A 15,550-nucleotide genomic window follows, 5' to 3' on the forward strand; every position below is an offset into this window, starting at 1 on the left:
CGCCTAGGTGAACAGTGTCTCGCCCAGCATGCCGCCGGGGGAGAACCCGGGCAACATCGCAAATACCGCCGAGCCGGTGTGGGTGACCCACTCGTTGAGCAGGTCGGCCTCATCGAGGCGCTGCTGGATGGGGACGAACTGCTTGCGCGGGTCAGTCTGGTAGCAGCCGAAGAGCAGACCCGCTTCGGTGCCGTCATCGTAGTTTGACGCGCGACGGTAGATGCGCTCCCCAGGATCGGTGGAGTGCGCGCGCCGAATGTGTGCCGCCATGCCGATGCTCGAGAGTCCGAGCGTATTCTTCGCCTCAAAATCGGCGGGAGTGTGCTCGGAGGCACCCTCGGCGGGAGCGCTCAGTGGCGAACCATCGGCGAGCCTGCGTCCCATCGAAGCCTCGCGACCCGGTCGGTCGACCATGTCCCAGGTATCGAGCTCCATCCTGATGCGACGCAACACAAATGCGCTGCCGCCCGCGAGCCACGTCGCATCCTCACCGAGCCACACGAGGCCGTCGAAATCGTCGGCGCCGGGAGCCGGGTTGACCGTGCCATCGATCTGCCCCATGAGGTTGCGCATGGTCGTGCCGTCGGCCTCTGCTCCGCGCGCGCGAGTGAACCCGCGCTGCACCCAGAGAGGCTCGACGAAGCTCGCGAGATCGCGCCCGAGCATGCGCGCGGCGTGCGAGATCGGCGTGGGGTCGTCGGCTTGCAGCACGATCAGCAGGTCACCGCCGTCGTAGCCACCGCCGAGCTCATCGAGGGTGAACTTGGGCAGCGGGGCCAGCCACTCGGGCGCCTCGCGCCCGGCGAGCTTCGCCACCTTGCTGCCCACACCGACGGTCACGGACAGCCGCGCCGGGCGAGCCGCGAGCTCGGGCTCGGGATCAGCGAGGGGGCTGAACCCCGAGGTGAGGCCCTCAATGTCGCCCGTGAGCACGCGGAACATGCGTTTGAGTGCGGCAGCATCGGTCTCGGGGCGCAGCCGGAATGCGGAGTACTGCACGCTTGCCGACGGGACCGATGTGATTCCTGCCTGGTGGTTACCGTGGCAGGGAAGTGATTCGCCACCGAACCCGGGCAGGTGCCCGTCGATGCCCTGGGACGGGACAGCTTCAAGCGCAGCATCGGAGCCAGGAGCGTCAGCTGCGGCCTGGGTGGCACGAAGTGAAGTCGCGCCCCAGGCCCCGCCGGCCCCGAGCAGCGCGCCAAGGCCCAGGCCGAGCCCGCCGCCCGCAAGAAGCGAGCGGCGGGCCAGGCGGCGAGGTGGGGCCTCTGAGCCCTGCGGAGGTTCGGGAAGGTTAGTGCCCGCCATCGTGAGATTCCGTGCCGCCGGTATCGGCCTCTGCATCGTGACCCTCGTGCGAAATGTCGCCGTAGTCCTCGTTTGCGCCCGAGTAGTCCTTTACGAGGGCGGTCAGGTCGACGCTTGAACCGTCGTTAAACGAGACAGTGACCGTCACCTCGTCGCCCGCGAGCAGGTTCTGATTGAGCTCCATGAGCATGATGTGGTTTGCTCCCGGTGCGAGTTCAAACGAACCACCCGCGGGAACGACCACGTCGCCCTCAATCTGCTGCATCACGCCTGCCGACGTGACCTCGTGTAGTTCCGCAACGCCAGCGGCGTCAGAGGAAAGCCCCGTAATGGTGAGGTCAGTATCGCCCGGGTTGCTGATGGTGCCAAAGAAGCCCGTCATGCCGTCGATCTCGCCGGCCTTGGCCCAGCCATCCATAAGATGTACGCCAGCCTCGCCGTGGTGTTGCTGCGAGGACTGCTCTGCGGCGGCGGGTGCTGAGGGCGCCGACGAGCACGCAGTGAGCAGCAGGGGAGCCGCGAGCAGAATGCCTGCCGTGGCGGCCACATTGCGAGCCGAACGCGAGAAACGGGCAGAGTTGTTGTGGGTAAAGATGTTCATTGCTGTCCTTTTCGGAGTTACTGCATACCCTGCGCGCGACGGCGCTGCCCGACAATGATCGTGACGATCGCGCCGACCAGCACCAGAACGCCGCCCACACTGATCGCGATGATCGCGCCAGTACTGAGGCCCTCGGCCGGGGCCTTGCCCTCGGTCACGCTCTCGTCTTCTGCGTGCTGCGGATCGGGCTCATTGGTGGCCGCGTCGATGGCCATGCCCGAGCCGTCGGCTGCAATCTCGAGGCCAAACGCGCCCTCGATCGGGTGGCCGTCGCTCGACACCACGTGCCACGCGACGTTGTACACGCCGGGGGCGAGTCCGGCCTGGACCGCCTGCCGCACGTCCATGCCCGAGATCTCGGGGGTGCCGTCCGTAACGCTGGTGCCAGCCGCATCGACGATCACAAACTCGGCGCCCAGCTCGATCAGCTTGTTGTTGAACGAGAGTTGTACGGCCTGTGCTTTGCCGTCGGTACCCGAGATGACCTCGGTGCCAACGAGCTGATCATGGGCGAACGCGGGGGTGGCCGCGCCCAACATGACTGCGCAGAAGGCGACGACCGCGACGGTGATCGCGACTACGCGGGAGCGAAAAGGGTTTGCCTGCGCATGGGTATGCATGAGTGTCTTTCTGCAGTGGCGACGCTGGGGTCGCCGAAATTACTTACTTAGATGGAGTAGGTGAAAGACACTGCAGGCGGGCCGCGATGGGAGATCGGAGTGAGCTGTGCAAGCTGCGGTGAGGCGAGAACCCTGATGACCGGGAGGATCGAGATCGGTCGGGGTACGGCAACAACCGCGAAGCGCAGACGGGGGAGTACCCGGCGTATGATCTGCGCAAGCAGGCGGTATGCGACCTCGCCGCGATAAAGCAGGGCAATCGTCAGCACCGCTGCTGCGGCGTGACTGAGCCACATTGCTGCGCTCGCGGTGGCGGCCGTGGCGAGATCCGGCACAAACGATTCGAGCTGAGCCAAATGCATTGCATGCAGCGGGGCGGGCGCCGAAAGATTTCCGCGCTCCGAGAAGAGTCCGAGGCCTGCGAAGCACCAGTGGTAGACGAGCTGGGCGACGCTCACAGCGATGGTCAAACGCCACAGTGCGGGTTTGCGCCCGACCAGAGCCATGGTCAGGGGCAGGGCAAAGACGGCGGTCGCGAACACCGAGAATACGGTGACCTGACCCCCGGCGAGCGCGTGCGACGTAGCGGCAAGCAGCGTGGCGGCGATGGAGATCGCCGCGCCACGAGCCGTGCGCACGCCGCGGCCCATTGCGGGCGCGGCCGTTCGCCGCGCCACCTTGCTCTCCATGTGATCCATCCTACTGACGAGAAACCTGAGAGCGATACAGGTTGGGGTAGCCTCGAGAAAACCGATGAAGGAGGCGCGTGATGCCCGCGATCGATCTGAACGCCGATCTGGGCGAGTCATTTGGTGCCTGGAAGATGGGCGACGATGAGGCGATCCTCGAGCACGTCACGAGCGCCAATGTAGCCTGCGGCTTTCACGCCGGTGACCCCGCTGGGATCTTGCGGACTTGCCGCATCGCTGCCAAGCACAACGTCACGATCGGCGCACACCCTGGGTACCGTGACCTCGCGGGCTTCGGCCGCCGCTTCATCGACTACGACATTGCCGAGCTCGAGGCTGAAACGATCTACCAGGTGGGGGCACTGCGTGCGCTCGCCGCAGCCGCCGGAACCGAGGTACGCTACATCAAACCGCACGGTGCGCTGTACAACGCGCTTGCGCACCACGCGGGGCAGGCGGGCGCGGTCGTACGGGCGGCCGTCGCCACCGAGCTGCCCCTCATGGTGCAGGCCGGATCGCTCGCCGCGAGGCTTGCGAGCGAGGCCGGCGTCATCACCATCGCCGAGGGCTTTGCCGACCGCGAGTATCGCGCCGACGGCACCTTGGTGCCGCGGTCCCAAGCCGGGGCGGTGCTGGGCCGGGACGACGCGATCGTGCAGGCGATCCGGATCGCCACGACGGGCACGGTCGTCGCCGAGGGCGGAGCCGAGATTGCGGTGGCCGCAGAGAGTATCTGCCTGCACGGTGACACACGGGGTGCGGTCGAACTCGCGGGTGAGATCCGCGCGGCCCTCGCCGCGTCGGGCGTTGCCGTGCGTGCCCGGGGCTAGAGATGCGCGGGTTTGAGATGCTCGGCACGATGCATGCCCGACTGATGGGCGACCGCGCCGTGTTAATCGAGTGTGTCGGTGTGAGCCCCGGTGAGATCAACGCGGTGGCCCGGGCGGTTCAGGGCGCGCTCGCCGCGGGGCGGCTCACCGGCGTCACCGAGACGGTGCCCGCCGCCCGCACCGTGCTCGTGTGTAGTGACGACTGGCTGGGCGTGCAGAGCGTGCTCACCTGGGTGCGGGAGCGCGGCGTAGGCGAGGTGGAACAAATCACCAAACCCGGTGCCATCCCCGCACACCGCCCCGGCGCGGTGACTCAGCCACGCACGGTCGACATTGATGTGGCCTACGACGGCGAAGACCTGTCACGGGTTGCCGGGCTCCTCGGGATGAGTCGTGAAGCCGTGGTTGCGGCCCACGGGGCGGCCGCCTGGCGGGCAGCGTTCGGCGGGTTCGCGCCCGGGTTCATGTACCTGTCGGCCGAGGACTGGCCGTACCGGCTGCCCAGGTTGGACGCCCCGCGTGAGCGGGTTACCGCGGGATCTGTTGCCCTCGCGGGCGAGTTTGCGGCGGTGTATCCGGCGGCCTCGCCCGGCGGGTGGCAGCTGATCGGCCGCACCAATGCTGAGCTGTGGAACCTCGACCGAGAAGAGCCTGCCCTGGTGCGTCCCGGCGACGCCGTGCGGTTTCGCGCCATGCGCGAGCAGGTGCGTGCCATCGGGAGCGCGAGCGTGATCGCGTCGGGAGGGGATACCGGCGGCGCAGACACAGCCGACGCAGGGTCAACACCAGCAGAACCGGCGCTCACGGTCACACGACCCGGATTGCAGACGCTGATCCAGGACGACGGCCGCGCCGGGTATCGTTCGGTCGGTGTCACCGCATCAGGACCGATGGATCGGGCTGCCTATGCCCGCGCCAACGCGGCGGTGGGTAACCCTCCGTCGCAGGACACAGCGGTCGGCGGGGAATCAGCCGGTCCGTCCGTGAACGCTGCCGGGGGATCTGCCTCGGGCTTTGCCGCGCTTGAGGTCGTGGCGGGCGGGCTCGAGCTCCGCGTGGAGCGCACCGTCACCGTCGCCGTTGCTGGCAGTGCGGTGACCCTCGAAATCCACGACGCGGAGGCGCACAGGAGCGTTCCTGCAGCCACGGCCATCGACCTATTGCCCGGGCAGTGCATCGTCCTGACGCACACGGGCCCGGGGATGCGCGACTACCTCGCCGTGCGCGGCGGGGTGCTCGGCGTTGGTGCTCAAGCAAACCTCAGCGCGCAACGAAGCTGGCTGGGCAGCCGTTCATCCGACACGCTCTCGGGCATCGGCCCGCGCCGTCTTACCACGGGCGATGCGCTGTACGTGGGCAACATCGACGGGCCAACGGCTCCGGCGAACGAGGCAGCCACGGGCGCCCATGACGAAGTGAACGACACCTCAGAACTGCAGAATCCCGGAGCAACCACCACGGTGCTGCGCGTGCTCCCGGGGCCGCGCGACGACTGGTTCGCGCCCGACGCGCTGCACACCCTCAGCCAAGCTGCCTGGACGGTGACTGCGCAGTCCGATCGGGTGGGAGCGCGGCTGACGGGGCCCGCGATTGAGCGCGACACCGAACATTCGGAGTCCGAACTCCCGAGCGAGGGGATGGTGCGCGGTGCACTGCAGGTGCCGCCCGACGGCCAACCCGTTCTCTTCCTCGCCGACCACCCCGTCACCGGCGGATACCCGGTCATCGGGGTCGTCGTCGACGCCGACCTCGACCTCGCCGGCCAGCTTGCCCCGGGCGATCCCGTCAGATTTGAATGGGTACACGAGGCCGCCGGTGGTCGCGATGGCGCGTGGCCTGCAGCGCAGTCGCAAGCCGCGCGCGAAACCACCGAGCGCCCCGCATGGGTGCCGTGCACCCTGGAGATCGACGGGCGGCGGCACGCGATCCGGGTCCCCGGTGCGCTCGCCGCAGCACTCGACCGCGCGTGGGGCGAGGACGAGACGGAGCAACCGCAGCGCCCGCAGCCCAGCCTGGCCGAGGCCGCAGACGAACTGATAGTGAATCTGGTGCGGGCGATCCGGCCCCCGGTCTGAGCGCAGGCACCGCCCGGGCTCGCGTTGCCGACCGCGGGGCCCAGCCGCACCGACTAAGATGAGATCTCGTGTCAGAGAGCGAATCGAATAGGCCAGCGGAGTCGAATCCGATCACCCAGGAAGCGGCTGACGCCGCCGTCCAGGCAGCACTCGCCGCGTTTGCCGCGGCGGGCACTGTCGCAGAGCTGAAGGCAGCGCGTGCGCAGCACTCGGGCGAGGGCTCTGCCATCGCTCAGCTGAACGCGCTCATGCGTCAGGTGCCGAAGGCAGAGAAGGCAGAAACCGGCAAGGTCATGGGCCAGGCCCGCGGCCGCGTCGAGGGCGCGTACAAGGCCCGCGAGGCCGAGGTCGCAGCGGCCGAGGCTGCAGCGCGTCTCGTTGCCGAGACCGTCGACGTGACGGCCGCCCCTGTGCGCCGCCGCACCGGCAACCGCCACCCGCTTGCGCAGCTGCAGGACGAAGCCAACGATGTCTTTATTGGCATGGGTTGGGAGATCGCGGAGGGCCCCGAGCTCGAGCACGAGTGGTTCAATTTTGATGCCCTCGGCTTTGACCCCGATCACCCGGCGCGCGCGATGCAGGACACGTTCTTCGTGGAGCCCGCAGACCGCCACCTGCTGATGCGCACGCACACGTCGCCCGTGCAGATCCGGTCGCTGCTGGGCCGTGAGCTGCCCGTGTATGTCGTGGCCCCGGGCCGCACGTTCCGCACCGACGAGCTCGACGCGACCCACACGCCCGTGTTCAGCCAGATCGAGGGCATCGCTATTGATCGCGGCCTCACGATGGCGCACCTGCGCGGCACGCTTGAGCACTTCGCTCGCCAGATGTTTGGCGAAGAGGCGAAGATTCGTCTGCGCCCCAACTTCTTCCCGTTCACCGAGCCTTCGGCCGAGATGGACGTTTGGCAGCCTAACGCCAAGGGCGGCGCTCGCTGGGTCGAGTGGGGTGGCTGCGGCATGGTCGACCCCAAGGTGTTGGCCGCCGCGGGCATCGATCCCGAGGAGTACCAGGGCTTTGCGTTTGGCATGGGGATCGAGCGTACGCTCCAGTTCCGCCACGACATTAACGATATGAGAGACATGGTTGAGGGCGATGTGCGCTTCAACCGTCAGTTCGGAGGACTGGTCTAATGCGCGTTCCACTCAGCTGGCTCGGCGAGTTCGCGACGCTCCCCGAGGGCGTCACCCCCGAGCAGGTACACGCGGATCTCGTGCGCGTGGGCTTCGAGGAGGAGTCCATCCGTCGCTTCGACGTGACCGGTCCCGTCGTCGTGGGCGAGGTGATCTCGGCAGAGCCCGAGGAACACTCGAACGGCAAGACGATCAACTGGTGCCAGGTGCGCGTTGCCGCCCCGGGCGCTCTCGCTGCTGATGGCGGCGAGGACGTGCGCGGTATCGTCTGTGGCGCACACAACTTTGGCCCCGGCGATAAGGTCGTCGTCTCGCTGCCCGGCGCCGTGCTGCCCGGCGGCTTCGAGATCTCGGCCCGCAAGACGTACGGCCACGTGTCCGACGGCATGATCGCCTCGGCACGCGAGCTGTCGCTCGGCGACGAGCACGACGGCATCATCGTGCTCGGGGCGCTCGGCCTCGACCCCGAGATCGGCACCGACGCCAAAGCGCTGTTGGGTCTCTCGGATACGGCGGTAGAGATCAACGTGACTCCGGATCGCGGCTACGCGTTCTCGGTGCGCGGTGTGGCCCGCGAGTACTCGCATTCGACCGGCGCAGCGTTCGCGGACCCGGCTCGGGCCGTAACGGTGACCCCCGCCTCGGGCTTCCCCGTTGCGCTCGCCGATGAGGCGCCGATTCGCGGCCGCGACGGAGCCACCGGTTTCATCACCCGCGTCGTGCGCGGCATCGACGCGACCCGCCCCACGCCCGCATGGATGGTGGCCCGCCTGCAGCTTGCCGGCGTTCGTGCGCTGTCACTGCCCGTCGATATCTCGAACTACGTGATGATGGAGCTCGGCCAGCCGCTGCACTCCTACGACCTCGCGAAGCTCACCGGCGGCATCACAGTGCGCCGCGCGGCCGCAGGCGAGACGCTGCTCACGCTCGACGAGCAAGAGCGCACGCTGCATGCTGAGGACCTCGTGATCGCTGACGAGTCGGGCGCCATTGGCCTGGCCGGCGTCATGGGCGGCGAGTCGACCAAGACAACCGACGACACGACCGACATCCTCATCGAGGCCGCCACATTCGACCCCGTGTCGATCGCCCGCACCTCGCGTCGCCACAAGCTGCCGAGCGAGGCATCGAAGCGCTTCGAGCGCGGCGTTGACCCGCTCGTGGCGGCAGCAGCTGCGCAGCGCATGGTCGACCTGCTCGTCTCGCTCGCTGGCGGTACCGCCGACACCCTCGGCAGCGACATCGTCGCGCCGTGGGAGCCCGTCACCGTGATGCTGCCGCTCGCTCGCGTGAATGGTCTCATGGGTGCCGACTACACCGATGAGGAGTCGCGTGCGGCCCTCGAAACCATCGGGTGCACGGTCGCCGACGGTGCCGCCGACCGCGAGCTCGTCGTCACTGCGCCGAGCTGGCGCTCGGACCTCACGCGCCCCGCTGACCTGATCGAGGAGATCGCCCGCATCGTCGGCTACGATCGCATCCCCTCGGTGCTGCCCGTCGCTCCGGCTGGCCGCGGTCTCACGCGTGAGCAGCGCCTGCGCCGCCGCGCGGCGAACACGATCACCGCTGCTGGCCTCAACGAGGTGCAGAGCTACCCGTTCGTGTCGCGCGCGCAGCTCGAGGCGTTCGGTGCCGGCGCAGAGGCCCCGGCCGCAGATGCTGCCGAGCCCGCCGCGGTCGACGCGATCCGGCTCGCCAACCCGCTCGACGGCCAGACGCCGTTCCTGCGCCGTTCGCTGCTGCCCGGCCTCGTCACCGCAGCTCAGCGCAGCGTGTCACGCGGCATCACCGACCTCGCGCTCGTCGAGTTCGGCTCGGTGTTCGAGCCGATGACGGGCGATGCCGAGCTGGGCACCGAGACGGTTCCGCCGCTGGGTGAGCGCCCCTCGGAGGAGACGCTGGCCGCGCTGAACGCATCGATCCCGGCGCAGCCGCGCCGCGCCGCCGGGCTGCTGCTCGGCGACGTGATCGCGAAGCAGCCGGGCGAGGCTGCTCGTGAGTACGACTGGGCCGACGCACTCGATGCGGCCCGCGAGGTTGCTCAGTCGGTTTCGGCGGAGCTCGTGGTGACGCAGGGGACGCATCGCGCGTTCCACCCGGGTCGCACCGCCGAGCTGGCTGTGCGCGTCACCCGTGACGCCGACGGCGAAGACGGCGGCCTCGAGGTCGTTGGGGTTGCCGGTGAGCTGCTGCCCGAGCTCGTCGCGGCACACCACCTGCCCGGTCGCGCCGTCGCATTTGAGCTGAATCTTGAGCGCATCATCGAGCTCGCCCCGCGCGTGCCCGAGACTGCCCAGCTGTCGACCTACCCGGCCGCAACGCAGGACCTCACGCTCGTCGTGGCTGTAGACGTGCCCGCGGGCGACGTGCTCGCCGTGGTGACGGCAGGCGCGGGTGAGCTGCTCGAGGAAGCCCACATCGTGGACGATTACCGCGGCCAGGGCGTCGAGGAGGGCCAGAAGGCCCTCACCTTCGCGCTGCTGTTCCGCGCGAACGATCGCACGCTCAAGGCCGAAGAAGCCAGCGAGGCGAAGCTCGCGGGCGTCGCTGCCGCCGAAATGGCGTTCGGCGCGCACCTGCGCGACTAACGCACGGCTGAAGACCCGGGCGCTCCCGTTCTCTGATCATTCAGGGCGGGGCGCCCGGGTCTTTTTGATCCGGATCAGCATTGCCGAGCTCCCGCATTTCTTGACGGCCTCGCGTGCGGGCGTACGCTGAGGGCATGAGAATCGCCATTGCGGGTGGAACCGGAGTTGTGGGGCGTCACGTGGATCGGCTCGCGCGGCTGGCCGGCGACGACGTGGTTGTCCTGGCACGGTCACACGGCATCGACCTTGTGAGCGGTGAGGGGCTGAACCTCGCCGCGGTAGACGTGGTGATCGACGTGTCGGGCCCGGGCAAGGGTGACCACGGCGGCCCCGTCGCGTTCTTTGAGCGGGTCACCACCAACCTGCTCAACGCCGAGGAAGACGCGGGGGTGGGACACCACGTGGCGCTGTCCATCGTGGGGGCGGCGAAGATCAACACAGGGTACTACGCGGGGAAACGGGCCCAGGAAGACCTGGTGGCGGCGGCCATGGCCGAGTGGACGATCCTGCGGGCCACCCAGTTTTTTGAGTTTGCCGAGCAGGTCGCCCGGCCGTTTGGGCCGTGGGTCGTGGCGCCCAAGGTCCGGTCCCAACCGATTGCGGCGGCGTCGGTGGCGGCCGAATTGCTGCGGCTGGCTCGCTCCGCGGTGGCGGGCAATCACGAGGCGCACGGGGTTCACGAGATTGCTGGGCCGCACGAGCGAGGGATCGCCGACCTGCTGCGTGAACTCATGGGTGCCCGCGCCGACGCTCGTCGAGTGCTGGAGCTTCCCTTGCCTGGTCGGTTCGGCAGGGGACTGCGTGACGGATCTATTCTGCCTGGCCCCGCGGCCCAGCTTGACGATGTGACGTTTGAGACGTGGCTAGAAGCGGCACGCTAAGACACGAGCCAGCGCTGGCTCTGGCTCTGGCTACTCCGCTGGCGCCGGTGGTGAGCAGCTAAACATACACGGCACCCCGAATCGGTCGGTAAGCATGCCAAAGGTGTCGCCCCACGGCGCCTGTGCAAGCGGCTCGCGAACTTCTCCACCCTCGACGAGGCCGTCCCAGATCGCCTGCACACGGCCCAGATCGTCGCCCGATACGCACACCGAATGCCCGCCCACCGAGGCGTCAGGGGCTGCCTCCATTGACGCGGGGTAATCGGCCGCCATGAGCGTGAGCCCGTCATTGGTTTCTAGCTGGCCGTGCATCACCTTGTCGCCCTCGTCGTCTGCCCCCATCATTCCCGGGATCGAGTCGTAGCGCATGATCTCGAGTTTGCCTCCGAGCACCCCGTGATAATGCTCAAGGGCGGCACGCGCCTGGCCGTGAAAATTGAGGTACGGGTTCAAGCGAAGTGTCATGATGACTCCCCATCTTTCGTTTCGTGGACTGCAGTATGCGCAGAATAAATGCATCCCAGTGTGCGCCTGAATGCGCGCCGAGACAAGGGGGACAGGGGATTTTCTTCCGCGCCTCGCGAGAGTATTCTGGGCAGCGGACGCGACGGTGACGAGGCCTTCGCGAATGGACGTGCAGACACAGCCGATTGCTGGAGGAATCATGCAAAAGATCGTCGCAAATATCTGGAACACCCGCCTAGCCGAAGAGGCGGGCAACTTTTATGCAGCCGCCTTTCCTGGGGCCTCAATGGAGGTCGAATCCCGCTACCCCGAAACCGGTCTGCTGGACTTTCAGCGTGACTTCGCAGGGGCCGCGCTGACCGTGGCCGTGGATATTCCGGATCCGGCGGGAAACTCCACGCGAATTGTGCTGGTGAATGCTGGCGATGAGTTCAGCCCGAATCCCTCGGTATCGTTCATGCTGAACTATGACCCGGCGCTGTTCGGCGGTGCCGACGCGGCATCTACAGCACTCGATGCGGCCTGGAATGCCCTCAGCGTGGGCGGCAAAGTCATGATGCCGCTTGACGAGTACCCATTCAGTCAGCGCTACGGCTGGGTCGAAGACCGGTATGGCGTGAGTTGGCAGCTCATACTGACCGACCCCGACGGCGACCCGCGGCCCTTTGTCGTCCCGTGTCTCATGTTTGGCGGTCCCGTGCAGGACAAGGCCGCGGAGGCACTTACGTACTACACCTCGGTGTTTGAGGACGCCGCTCCGGGCATGACCGCCCCCTATCCCGAGGCCACTGGGCCCGCGGCCGAGGGTGCGCTCATGTTTGGTGAGTTTCGCATCGGTGATCAATGGTTCGCGGTCATGGACTCCGCTGTCGAGCAGGACTTTTCATTCACCTGTGGTGTCTCGCTCGAGGTGCGGTGCGCCGACCAGGCCGAGATTGACCGGTTGTGGGGCGTGCTCTCGGCCGTGCCCGAAGCTGAACAGTGCGGCTGGCTCGCTGACAAGTTCGGTTTGAGCTGGCAGATCGTGCCCGCCAATATGGGGGAGCTGATGCAACACGAGGGCGCGTTCGAGCGCATGCTGCAGATGAAGAAGATCATCATCGCAGAACTATAGATTGGCCTGGGCCCAGCTGTAACGTATGCATTGGGCGCAAGATTCGCGAAATGATTGCAAAACTCTGCGCCTTATGTATACGCTAGCGGTATGAGTGGTGCACCCGTGCGAGCCAGTGACCGGGCGTATGCCTCCCTGCTGGAGCAGATCCAGCAGGGAGGGCTTGCGCCCGGCGCCGTCGTGGGTGAGGTGGAGCAGGCCGAACGCCTCGGCGTCAGCCGCACGCCCATGCGCGAGGCGATCTCGCGGCTCCTCGCCGATGGCCTCGTGCGCCAGCAGTCACCCCGCGTGCTCGTCGTCGCGGGGTTCGATGCCCACGACATTCGCGACCTGTTTGAAGCCCGCAGGGCCCTCGAGGAATCCGCTGCACGCGCGGCGGCACGGCGGGGCGATCCGGCAGTATTTGCGGAGCTTGCGGCCGATTTCGAGACCGCTCGGCCCGAGGCCGGGGGCTCCGACACCGACGCCTATTATGCTCTCATCGCCCGCTTCGACGCCGCGCTCGACGTCGCTGCGAACAACGCTTATCTCACCCAGGCGCTGCGCACCGTGCGCACCCACCTTATGCGCGCCCGCAGCCTCGCCCGCGACAACCGCGACCGGCTGAGCGCCTCGGTGCGCGAGCACGCGCTCATCGCCTCTGCCATCGCCGCGGGCAATGCTGAGCTTGCCGCACACGCGACCCATGTGCACCTGCACAACGCTCTCGACGCGATCCTGCGCTCGATCGCGCAGCCTGTCCCATCCCCGCCCTCGGAAGGAACGAAATGACCGTATTGCACCACGTTCGGGTCTACAAGAGCGAGGAACCCCTGGCCAAAGAAGACCAGCTCGCCTGGAAGATCGCTGAGGTCGCCGCCGACCCCGTGGCCGTCGACGCCGACGTCGCCGACATGATCATCAACCGCATCATCGACAACGCGGCGGTTGCCGCGGCCTCGCTCGCCCGGGGGCCAATCGTGGCTTCGCGCGCCCAGGCGCTCGCGCACCCAATTTCGCGCGGGGGATCCGGATCAACCATCTTTGGCCTCGATGGATCCCGGGAGGCTCACCGCTCGAGCCCCGAGTGGGCGGCCTGGACCAACGGCGTCGCGGTGCGCGAGCTGGACTATCACGACACCTTTCTTGCGGCCGAGTACTCGCACCCGGCCGATAACATTCCGCCGATCCTCGCGGTCGCCCAGCACGTCGGGGCCGACGGGCTCGCGCTCATGCGCGGCATCGCGACGGGATACGAGATCCAAATGGACCTCGTGCGGTCGATCTGCCTGCACAAGCACAAGATCGACCACATCGCGCACATCGGGCCGTCCGCCGCGGCGGGCATCGGCACCATGCTCGGGCTCGATGTCGAGACCATCTACCAGGCCGTGAGCCAGGGGCTGCACACGACGACGACCACGCGACAGAGCCGCAAGGGCGAGATTTCGACGTGGAAGGCGCACGCCCCGGCATTCGCGGGCAAGATGGCGGTCGAGGCGGTGGATCGCGCGATGCGCGGCCAGACCTCGCCGAGCCCCATCTACGAGGGGGAAGACGGGGTGATCGCGTGGCTGCTCGACGGGCCCGGCGCCTCCTACGACGTGCCGCTGCCCGCGGCAGGCGAGGCGAAGCGCGCGATTCTCGATTCGTACACGAAGGAGCACTCGGCCGAGTACCAGGCCCAGGCGCTCATCGACCTGGCCCGCAAGCTGCACGGGGCCCACCCCGAGTTGGTAGACCCCACAAACGTCGCCGGCATCGTGATCCATACGAGCCACCACACGCACAACGTGATCGGTTCGGGGGCAAACGATCCGCAGAAGTATGACCCGACGGCCACGCGCGAGACCCTCGACCACTCGATCCCGTACATCTTCGCGGTCGCGCTGCAAGACGGCGGCTGGCACCACGTCGATTCCTACACCCCCGAGCGAGCGGGGCGCGCCGACACGGTCGCGCTGTGGCACAAGGTCACGACGGCAGAGGATCTCGAATGGACGCGTCGATACCACTCCGAGGACCCCGCAGAGAAGGCGTTCGGCGGACGCGTCGAGATCACCCTCGTCGATGGATCAACGATCACCGATGAGATCGCTGTTGCCGATGCACACCCGCTTGGAGCGCGGCCGTTTGTGCGCGAGCACTACATCGCGAAGTTTCGCCTGCTCGCCGAGCCGGTGCTCGAGCCCGCCGAGACCAAACGATTCCTCGACCTCGTGCAGCGCCTACCCGAGCTGACGAGCGACGAGGTACGCGAACTCAATATCGTGGCGCGACCGGGCCTCATCGACCCGTCGGCTGGCCCGAAGGGACTCTTCTGATGCTGTACGCACACACCACCGCCGAGGCGAAGCGCCGCGCCCTCAGAGAACGGCTCGCAAGCGGCGAACTGCTGCGGCTCCCCGGTGCCTTCAACCCGCTATCGGCCCGCCTCATCGAGCAGAAGGGCTTCGATGGCGTCTACATCTCGGGCGCCGTGCTGTCGGCAGATCTCGGCCTGCCCGACATTGGGCTCACGACACTCACCGAGGTGGCCGGCCGCGGCAAGCAGATCGCGCGCATGACCGATCTGCCCGCCATCATCGACGCCGATACCGGCTTCGGTGAGCCGATGAACGTGGCCCGCACGATCCAGGAGCTCGAGGACGCGGGCCTCGCCGGTGCCCACATCGAAGACCAGGTCAACCCCAAGCGCTGTGGCCACCTCGACGGCAAGGCAGTCGTCGACGAGGGCACCGCGTTGAAACGCATTCGCGCCGCCGTCGACGCCCGCCGCGACCCCAACTTCCTCATCATGGCGCGCACCGACATTCGCGCGACCGAACCGGGGGAGGGCGGGCTGCGCCTGGCGATCGACCGTGCGAAGGCGCTCGTCGACGCCGGCGCCGACTCGATCTTCCCCGAGGCCATGCGCACGCTCGCCGAGTTTGAGGCCATGCGAAATGCGCTCGAAGTGCCGATCCTCGCGAACATGACCGAGTTCGGCAAGAGCGAGCTGTTCTCAGTGCAACAGCTCGCCGACGTGGGCATCAACATCGTCATCTGGCCGGTATCGATGCTGCGCATCGCGATGGGCGCGACCGATCGTGCCCTCGACGAGCTCAACAGCGCGGGCACCCTCACCGGCAAGCTCGACGAGATGCAGCACCGCGCCGATCTCTACGACCTCGTCGACTACGCGTCGTACAACAGCTTTGACACCAACGTGTTCAACTTCGAGGTGCAGCGGTAAACTCGCCCCACTCGCCTTTGCAAAGGAGCAAT

14 protein-coding genes are annotated in these 15,550 nt (G+C 67.5%); 9 read left to right on the forward strand and 5 right to left on the reverse strand.

Going from position 1 to position 15,550, the window contains the following annotated elements:
- Positions 1-3 precede the first annotated feature (3 nt).
- From C795_RS0110495 to C795_RS0110510, 4 genes are read right to left on the reverse strand one after another with little or no spacing between them, the layout of a single operon-like run.
- A complete protein-coding gene (locus C795_RS0110495; protein ID WP_017793718.1) occupies positions 4-1,308 on the reverse strand; it encodes a Dyp-type peroxidase in 1,305 nt (434 codons plus the stop codon).
- Complete coding sequence (locus C795_RS0110500) at positions 1,295-1,909, reverse strand: copper chaperone PCu(A)C (protein ID WP_017793719.1); 615 nt, start codon at positions 1,907-1,909, stop codon at positions 1,295-1,297. Before C795_RS0110500 ends, C795_RS0110495 begins: the two co-directional genes overlap by 14 nt.
- 17 nt (positions 1,910-1,926) lie before the next feature.
- The gene (locus C795_RS15795) at positions 1,927-2,529 is read right to left on the reverse strand and encodes a copper resistance CopC family protein (RefSeq protein ID WP_017793720.1); all 603 of its coding nucleotides are present in this window, start codon (positions 2,527-2,529) and stop codon (positions 1,927-1,929) included.
- Between the two features lie 47 nt (positions 2,530-2,576).
- Positions 2,577-3,218, reverse strand: coding sequence for a hypothetical protein (locus C795_RS0110510; protein ID WP_017793721.1), 642 nt, complete (start codon positions 3,216-3,218; stop codon positions 2,577-2,579).
- Positions 3,219-3,298: 80 nt separating this feature from the next.
- Between C795_RS0110510 and C795_RS0110515 the strand changes: the two genes are divergently transcribed.
- The 5 genes from C795_RS0110515 to C795_RS15805 all read left to right on the forward strand — a co-directional run bounded on the left by C795_RS0110515 (position 3,299) and on the right by C795_RS15805 (position 10,725).
- Positions 3,299-4,048 (forward strand): LamB/YcsF family protein, encoded by a 750-nt coding sequence (locus tag C795_RS0110515; RefSeq protein WP_017793722.1) that lies wholly within the window; start codon positions 3,299-3,301, stop codon positions 4,046-4,048.
- A gap of 29 nt (positions 4,049-4,077) precedes the next feature.
- Complete coding sequence (locus C795_RS15800; protein ID WP_198008461.1) at positions 4,078-6,123, forward strand: 5-oxoprolinase subunit B/C family protein; 2,046 nt, start codon at positions 4,078-4,080, stop codon at positions 6,121-6,123.
- Between the two features lie 68 nt (positions 6,124-6,191).
- Positions 6,192-7,256: a phenylalanine--tRNA ligase subunit alpha gene (gene pheS, locus C795_RS0110530; RefSeq protein ID WP_017793724.1), complete on the forward strand. Its 1,065-nt coding sequence runs from the start codon at positions 6,192-6,194 to the stop codon at positions 7,254-7,256.
- On the forward strand, positions 7,256-9,844 hold the full coding sequence (gene pheT, locus C795_RS0110535; RefSeq protein ID WP_017793725.1) for a phenylalanine--tRNA ligase subunit beta: 2,589 nt from the start codon (positions 7,256-7,258) through the stop codon (positions 9,842-9,844). Before pheS ends, pheT begins: the two co-directional genes overlap by 1 nt.
- A 134-nt stretch (positions 9,845-9,978) precedes the next feature.
- On the forward strand, positions 9,979-10,725 hold the full coding sequence (locus C795_RS15805; RefSeq protein WP_033349642.1) for an SDR family oxidoreductase: 747 nt from the start codon (positions 9,979-9,981) through the stop codon (positions 10,723-10,725).
- A 30-nt stretch (positions 10,726-10,755) separates the two neighbouring features.
- Here C795_RS15805 and C795_RS0110545 read toward each other — a convergent pair whose 3' ends face one another.
- Complete coding sequence (locus tag C795_RS0110545; protein ID WP_017793727.1) at positions 10,756-11,190, reverse strand: VOC family protein; 435 nt, start codon at positions 11,188-11,190, stop codon at positions 10,756-10,758.
- A gap of 199 nt (positions 11,191-11,389) precedes the next feature.
- Between C795_RS0110545 and C795_RS0110550 the strand changes: the two genes are divergently transcribed.
- The 4 genes from C795_RS0110550 (at position 11,390) to prpB (ending at position 15,518) form a co-directional block, all read left to right on the forward strand.
- A complete protein-coding gene (locus tag C795_RS0110550; RefSeq protein WP_026139604.1) occupies positions 11,390-12,304 on the forward strand; it encodes a VOC family protein in 915 nt (304 codons plus the stop codon).
- A 90-nt stretch (positions 12,305-12,394) separates the two neighbouring features.
- Positions 12,395-13,075, forward strand: coding sequence for a GntR family transcriptional regulator (locus C795_RS15810; protein ID WP_051053792.1), 681 nt, complete (start codon positions 12,395-12,397; stop codon positions 13,073-13,075).
- Positions 13,072-14,607, forward strand: a complete 1,536-nt coding sequence (locus tag C795_RS0110560) for an MmgE/PrpD family protein (RefSeq protein WP_017793730.1) — start codon at positions 13,072-13,074, stop codon at positions 14,605-14,607. Before C795_RS15810 ends, C795_RS0110560 begins: the two co-directional genes overlap by 4 nt.
- Positions 14,607-15,518, forward strand: coding sequence for a methylisocitrate lyase (gene prpB / locus C795_RS0110565; protein WP_017793731.1), 912 nt, complete (start codon positions 14,607-14,609; stop codon positions 15,516-15,518). The genes C795_RS0110560 and prpB overlap by 1 nt, the downstream gene beginning before the upstream one ends.
- Positions 15,519-15,550: the final 32 nt, after the last annotated feature.

The organism is Leucobacter salsicius M1-8 (assembly GCF_000350525.1).
Lineage (GTDB): Bacteria > Actinomycetota > Actinomycetes > Actinomycetales > Microbacteriaceae > Leucobacter > Leucobacter salsicius.